At 71.1% G+C, this 5874-nt stretch carries 7 protein-coding genes; 4 read left to right on the plus strand and 3 right to left on the minus strand.

Annotated features, from left to right (window positions below):
• Window positions 1-95: 95 nt before the first annotated feature.
• Both ABT160_RS46110 and ABT160_RS46115 read right to left on the minus strand, forming a co-directional pair.
• Entirely contained in the window at window positions 96-317 is a 222-nt protein-coding gene (locus tag ABT160_RS46110; RefSeq protein ID WP_351656173.1) for a DUF397 domain-containing protein, read from the minus strand.
• On the minus strand, window positions 314-1159 hold the full coding sequence (locus ABT160_RS46115; RefSeq protein WP_351656176.1) for a helix-turn-helix domain-containing protein: 846 nt from the start codon (window positions 1157-1159) through the stop codon (window positions 314-316). The genes ABT160_RS46110 and ABT160_RS46115 overlap by 4 nt, the downstream gene beginning before the upstream one ends.
• A 352-nt stretch (window positions 1160-1511) precedes the next feature.
• Here ABT160_RS46115 and ABT160_RS46120 point away from each other — a divergent pair, with 352 nt between their 5' ends.
• The 3 genes from ABT160_RS46120 to ABT160_RS46130 all read left to right on the plus strand — a co-directional run bounded on the left by ABT160_RS46120 (window position 1512) and on the right by ABT160_RS46130 (window position 4223).
• Window positions 1512-2327 (plus strand): DUF6415 family natural product biosynthesis protein, encoded by an 816-nt coding sequence (locus ABT160_RS46120; RefSeq protein WP_351656178.1) that lies wholly within the window; start codon window positions 1512-1514, stop codon window positions 2325-2327.
• Between the two features lie 171 nt (window positions 2328-2498).
• Window positions 2499-2876, plus strand: a complete 378-nt coding sequence (locus ABT160_RS46125; protein WP_351656181.1) for a hypothetical protein — start codon at window positions 2499-2501, stop codon at window positions 2874-2876.
• 1215 nt (window positions 2877-4091) lie between these two features.
• Window positions 4092-4223 (plus strand): hypothetical protein, encoded by a 132-nt coding sequence (locus ABT160_RS46130; RefSeq protein ID WP_351656183.1) that lies wholly within the window; start codon window positions 4092-4094, stop codon window positions 4221-4223.
• Between the two features lie 20 nt (window positions 4224-4243).
• Here the strand turns inward: ABT160_RS46130 and ABT160_RS46135 are convergent, their stop codons facing one another.
• Entirely contained in the window at window positions 4244-5221 is a 978-nt protein-coding gene (locus ABT160_RS46135) for a transcriptional regulator (protein ID WP_351656186.1), read from the minus strand.
• An 88-nt stretch (window positions 5222-5309) separates the two neighbouring features.
• Between ABT160_RS46135 and ABT160_RS46140 the strand changes: the two genes are divergently transcribed.
• Window positions 5310-5874: phosphotransferase (locus tag ABT160_RS46140; protein WP_351656188.1), on the plus strand; the 565-nt coding region annotated here is incomplete at its 3' end.

A 5874-nucleotide genomic window follows, 5' to 3' on the forward strand; every position in this document is an offset into this window, starting at 1 on the left:
CCTACCAGATCCCCGCCCCATCTTCCCGCCGGCGGTGCCCCCCCCCTACTACCCCGGGGCGCCCCCCCGGCGCCGTTTTGCCGAGCGGCTACTGCTTACGCCTGGGAGCTGCTGAAGCCGACGAATGCGGCCCAGGCCGCCGGCGTCACAGCGAAGGCGGGTCCGTCCTTCCGCTTCGAGTCACGCACGCCGACGCGGGAGTCGTTGAAGGCGACGTCCACGCAGTTACCACCGCCCTGGTCGCTGGCACTCGCGTGGAACCACGCCTCCTCAGGGGCGAAGTCGAGGGACGTCGTGATGGGCTGGTGATCAGTCATGTTGTCCACAGTTTCTTTTCGAGGTCGTGCAGAATGCGCGGCGTCTCGGAAGGCCCGGGAGCCGCTTTGGCCATGGCATTGAACTGCCTCTGGTACTGCCCGATGTCCGAGCGCTTGGACCACATGGTGGTGGCCCCCTGGCTGTCGCTCTGGACCACAGGGTCCAGTTCGTCGAACTCCAGGCAGGTGAAGTTGAACCCGGCTCGGTACGCGGGCAGGTCTTCGGGGATGATCTGCGTCTCGACGTCCAGCTCTTCGTAGAGGCGCACGATCTCGGCGTACTGCCGTCGCATCACGTCTGGGCTGCCTACCACGGTACGCAGGCATGCCTCGGTCATGATGATGTGTACCTGGCGCCCGTCGAGCAGAGCCTTCCGCTCCATGCGCGCCGCCAGGCTCTTCTCCATGGACTCGGTGGTGCGCTCCTCGATGACCTTGGCGGACTCCATGAGGGCGCGAGCGTAGTCCTCGTGCTGGAGCAGCCCGTGCACGACCGCGCGCTCGTACCCGCGGATGGCCGTCGACTCGCGTTCGAGGCCGATGTATCGAGGCAGGCCTGAGGGCAGGTGCGGTCGGTAGGAGGTCAGCGGCTCCCACTTGAGGGAGTTGCGCTGCATCTCCAGGAGCTGCTCGCGGTCGGTGCGGTCGTTGACCTCGTAGTGGTCGAGCAGGGCCTCCAGGTCGGCCAGCTTGGGCAGAGGAATCTCGCCTGCTTCCACGCGGCTCAGCTTCGAGCGCGAGAACCCCAGCTTCGTCGAGACGGCTTCGGCTGTGAACGCGCTGGGCTCTTCCGTTGTGCGCCTGCGCTTCTCGCGTAGCTCGCGCAGTTCCTTGCCGAGCATGACGCGTAGGTACGTCGCTCCCCGTCGTGCTGCCACTGTCCCCTCACTTCGGTCTGTCAGTCAGGTCGAGACCCTTGCTCGCCAACTCGTGGGGTCTGTCCGTCAAATTGAGGGCCCTGTCCTGCAAACGAGGGGGGCAGTCCGGAGTCTGGCACGTTCTGTCCCCCGGATGACACCCCTTGTCGCTCACAGGCATGTGCCAATTTCCCTCCGATTGCGCTTCAGCTTGAATGTTAACTATGGCGTGCAGCACGCTAGTTGGGCCAGAGCAACCACGGCCGATGTTGACCGGAAGCCCCCTCATTCGGGTACTCCCGCTGTTCCGTCGGCCCTTGATCTGCGAAGGACCGGCATGTCGCTGACTGCTCCCCTTGCACCGAAGAACGGCGATGGTCACTCCACGACCAACGTGCTTCTCTACCTGATCGTGGAAGCGGACGAGTCGGCTGACGAAACGATCGCCTTCATGGAGCAGTACGCGAAGGCACATGAGTGGCACCCGTACCGTGTCGTCCGCGACCAGGACCGCTTGCACGTCCTGGATCGCCGGCCGGGATGGGCAGAGGTCATGGCGCTCGTCAGCGCACATCACAGCGTGCGAGGCGTACTGGTCCCGGAGTTCAGCCAGCTCGTTGCGGGCCGAAGCGCGCTCGATCACCTGCGTACTCTGCTGCGCGATCGGGGCGCTTTCCTCCGAGAGACGGGCCTGCCCTCGGAGTGCGAAGGCCGCAGCCCGGAGGCGGCCGACACGGTGGTGCTGTCGTACGAGCGGGCCAGCGGGCCTTCGTATGTCCCTCCCGCGCGCACGCTCACCCCGGCTGGCCGTGAGCGGATCCGCGATGCCTGCGCGAGCGTCCTGGGCGGTGACCCGCCCGAGGCGTTCCTGGAGTTCGACGCGGTCCGCAAGAGCCTGCGGTACTTCGAGGAGTCCCTGGCCACGCTCGTCCTGGACGTCCAGAAGGAAGCCCTGCACCTCGACGCGGCCGAGCCTCTGCGCGTCCAGGGCCTGACCGCGGTGGCCGAAGCCCGCCGGCAGCTGGACGCGCCGCCCCCGTTGCCCGCGAACGCTGCGTCGTACCTGGCACGGCTGTACACGCTAGCGCCGCACTGCACGGTCCTCCTCGATCACCTCAATGCGCTGGGCCGGCGGGCCCAGCCCCGTCCCTGACTCCCCGGCCGCCTCGCACACCCCCTGCTCGGTGCGGGTGGCCGGGTCCCTCAGGCGCACGCCGCCGAGCTGGGGAGCTCACGGCGCAGTCGCCTGCCCCCGGGGGTGACCGGGTTCACCGTCCCCGTCGCCCCGGGGAACACCCCGATACCAACTCTTGAGGAGAGCTCTGTGGTTACCGCGCCCCCCGCGTCCGTCGTTGATGTCCAGCAGGTGCTGCGGACCTGCGCGGCACTCTTACGGGCCGGTCAGCACGCACCGTTGCAGGAGGAGTCCGAGCAGACCATCAGGGTCATGCGCGGCGCCTTCGAGCGGATGATCAGCGAGCTGACCGACGACCGCCGTCGCGTCCCGGAGACCGCGAACGCCATCGCCGAGGCCAGGGGCATGGTCGAGGCCTCCTACCTCGTGTCCCAGACCCCGCAGGCGTGGCACTTTCGGGCGATGGGCTGGGCCCGCGCCTTGCGGCCGATCGCCGTGCAGTACCTCGACCAGGTCAACGAGGCCACCCCCTGGGCAGTGGGCGCCGCCGTCCGCCGCCCCCAGTGAACGGGCGCCGTCGTGGGGCCGCGATCTACTGGCTCGTCCTGATCACCGTGCTTCTGCTGCTGGCCTACGGGATCGCCACCGGGCAGACACCGTGGCATCCCCCCAAGCGCCCCCTGCCCGCTCTCGAACGCTGACTCCTCCCCCCGTGCGCGCCGCGCGTCGGGGAGGACGCCCCCGGCTGGTGCGGCCTCTCGGGGGCGGGCGGTACGGCCCCCGGATTCAGCCCCGGGGAGTCCGGCCGCCGGGTGGTGCGCCAGCCCGGCCCCCGCGGGCGCACCACCCACCCGGCGCCGCCACCGGCGAGCGACGCGCAGCACCACCCTCTGTCCGGCCCGCCCCGGCATCCTCCATGCACGGGGCGGGCCCTCCCCCAGAACCTGAGAAGGACGTATGGCGAAGAGCTACGCCCGGCACGCCCGCGAGAGCGACGAAGCCGATTCCCGGCGGCTGCGCAGGGCCCTGGCGACGTTCGCCTTGGCCTGCGGGGTCGCCCCGCTCGCCGCGACGATCAACGCCTCCCAGGCTGCCGGGCCTTGCCGGACAACGGTGCCCGCACCGCGCTGTCCCAGCCCGGCCCGTGGACCGAGCACGGCCCCGGGGACCAGGAGGCGACCGCATGAGCCCCCACGACACCGGCCTCACCCCGGCGATCGACTCGGTCCTGTCCGCGCTGTTCACCCCGCAGACCTTCGCGCTGTGGGCGTCCACCCGCCAGGCCCTGGAGCACGGTGGCACCTATGCGGCGCGCAGCCCGCTCCCGGCCGGTATCCGCCGGGAACAGCTTGTATGCCTGCTGGAGCAGGAGCGGCTCTGGGACCTCGCCACGGGCCGCCGGGCGCGGCTTGCCGCGTGCGAGAAGCCACGCGCCACACGATCTACTCCGCCGTGCGTCTGGCGACGCCCCTGCTCCCGCCGGGACTTCCCTTCGCCGTCACCAGCCTGTCCCCGCAGGAGCACGCCGCAGAGGTGGACCGGCGCATCGGCCCTGGACCCGGCCCAGGACCTTCAGGTGGTCCTCGGGTACGACATCGTCGACATCGGCCCCCACTGGCCCCACGCCTACGAGCAGGTCAGCCATTTGTGCGCGCTGGCCGAACACCCCCGCGTGTCGATGCGCCTGATCCCGCACGGCCCCGAAGGGCACGTACCCATGACCCACCTCACCGAGCTCGTCCTGGGCCAGCCCGCCTGTACGTCGACTACAACGACGTCCACGTGGTGTACACGGTCGGCCAGGACGCCGGATACGCCCGGCGCCTGCTCGAACGTGCAACGGCCGCGGCCCTGCCGGAAGAGGAGAGCCTGCTGCGGCTCAGGAAGGTGGCGGACCAGTGCCGCCGGCCCTGACCGCAGGCCTTGGCCCTGGGTCAGGCAGCCGGTGCGACGGCGGTGGCGAGTTCGCGGACTCCGGCGACCTTCGGGTGACGACGGCTCAGCTCGGTGACCAGCCCACGGAGCGCGGTGCGGTCGGTGATCTCCCCTGGAGAGACCCGCAGTCCGGCCAGGAGCGCGTTCGCGGTCTTCTCCGGCGAGCCGTGCAGCCACGCGGCGCGCGCGATGTCGGAGTGCATCCGGGCCCGGCGCTCGCGGGTGGCGAACTGCTGCTCGTGGAGCTGGTCGGCGAGGGTGAGGGCCTGGCCGCTGTCGCCGAGCGCCCAGTGGACGCCGACGCCGTACAGCCGGATCGCGGCCGGGGTGAGTGGGAACAGCCTTGTGGCCGGGGGCTGTTCGGGCAGGCTGCGTCCCGCGCGGGTGGCCTCGGCGAGCATGGCGTGGGCCAGGTCCCGGTCGCCGGCGCGCGCCGCGGTGTAGGCGGTGGTGCAGAGCATCTGCGCGTACGCGGACGCCTGCGCATCGGTGCGCAGTCCCGTCTCCTCGACCGCATTGAGAGCCCGTACGACCAGGCGGTGCGCGGAGGCGGGCTGGTCCTGGTGGCGCAGCACGATCGACAGCTCTCGGGCGGCCGCGGCCGTCACGAGCGGGGATTGGGAGAGTTCGGCGTACGTCGCGGCGCGGTCGGCGACCAGGCGGGCCCGCCCGTACTCGCCGACCTTGATCAGTGCGGACGCGGTGAGGCTGTAGGCGGAGGAGAGCCGCGCGTGGGCGTGCGCGGTGCCCTCGGCGCGGACGTCGTGGTGCAGGTCCCCGAGCAGGCCCGGCATCTGCCGCAGGACCCGGGCGTGGCCGCCGCCGTCGAACGCGGCGCGCGCGGCGGCCAGGCGGGCATCGAGGGGGACGCGGGAGCGCGTGGGGTCGGGCGTGACGGCGAGGGCTTCGTCCAGGCTGCTCAGTACGGCGGCGGGGCCTGCCAGTCCAGCGGCGGTGAGTAGCGTGCGGCGGCGCATCGGGTCCTCCTCGGCGGGGCACGGCCCTGTGCGATCCACTGTAGTGGCCGGGACGTGGTGGAGTCCGAGGGACGCGGCTAGCACATCTGTGGGGACGCCGACCGCGGCGGCCGCACGCCGGGCCATCGTCAGGTCGGAGGGGAACGGGCGGCGTTCCAGGCGGGAGACTGTCGCGGCCGAGCACGACACCCGGGCCCGAAATCGCCGGCTCTCACGTCTCGGTGCGCGCCGTGCAGCCCCTGGTCGGCGGTACCCACGCCGCCACTCACCTGCTGGAAACTGTGGACCCGGCACGGGAGTTGGTCCTGCGCCGCTTTCGGTAGCGGCGCGGTCACCGGGGGGCCGGGCTCCCCGGCTTCTGGGCGCCGACCCCGACGGACAGCGCTTCAGCGAACCCGCGACCTTGATCACCCGTCTCCCCGGCCGCTCGGGCATCACACCGGCATCCCCCGACGCGGCAGCGGCCCAACTGGGCCGCACCCTGGCACGTCTCCACCGTGTCCCGCTCGCTCAACTCGCCGGATTGCGCGATGGGATGGAGGCCGCAACGGTCCCGTACAGCCGTGCCCGTACCGCCGCTCCCGCCTCGATGATCCTGGCGTCCCATGGCCATCGTCTCGCCGAACAAGCACCGGTCCTGACTCATTACGACT

It is taken from the genome of Streptomyces sp. NPDC001941 (genome assembly GCF_040296945.1).
Classification (GTDB): domain Bacteria; phylum Actinomycetota; class Actinomycetes; order Streptomycetales; family Streptomycetaceae; genus Streptomyces.

Coding starts and splice junctions, on each gene's coding strand:
- ABT160_RS46110 (WP_351656173.1), bottom strand. CDS start 317: ATGACTGATCACCAGCCCATCACGACGTCCCTCGACTTCGCCCCTGAG.
- ABT160_RS46115 (WP_351656176.1), bottom strand. CDS start 1,159: ATGCTCGGCAAGGAACTGCGCGAGCTACGCGAGAAGCGCAGGCGCACA.
- ABT160_RS46120 (WP_351656178.1), top strand. CDS start 1,512: ATGTCGCTGACTGCTCCCCTTGCACCGAAGAACGGCGATGGTCACTCC.
- ABT160_RS46135 (WP_351656186.1), bottom strand. CDS start 5,221: ATGCGCCGCCGCACGCTACTCACCGCCGCTGGACTGGCAGGCCCCGCC.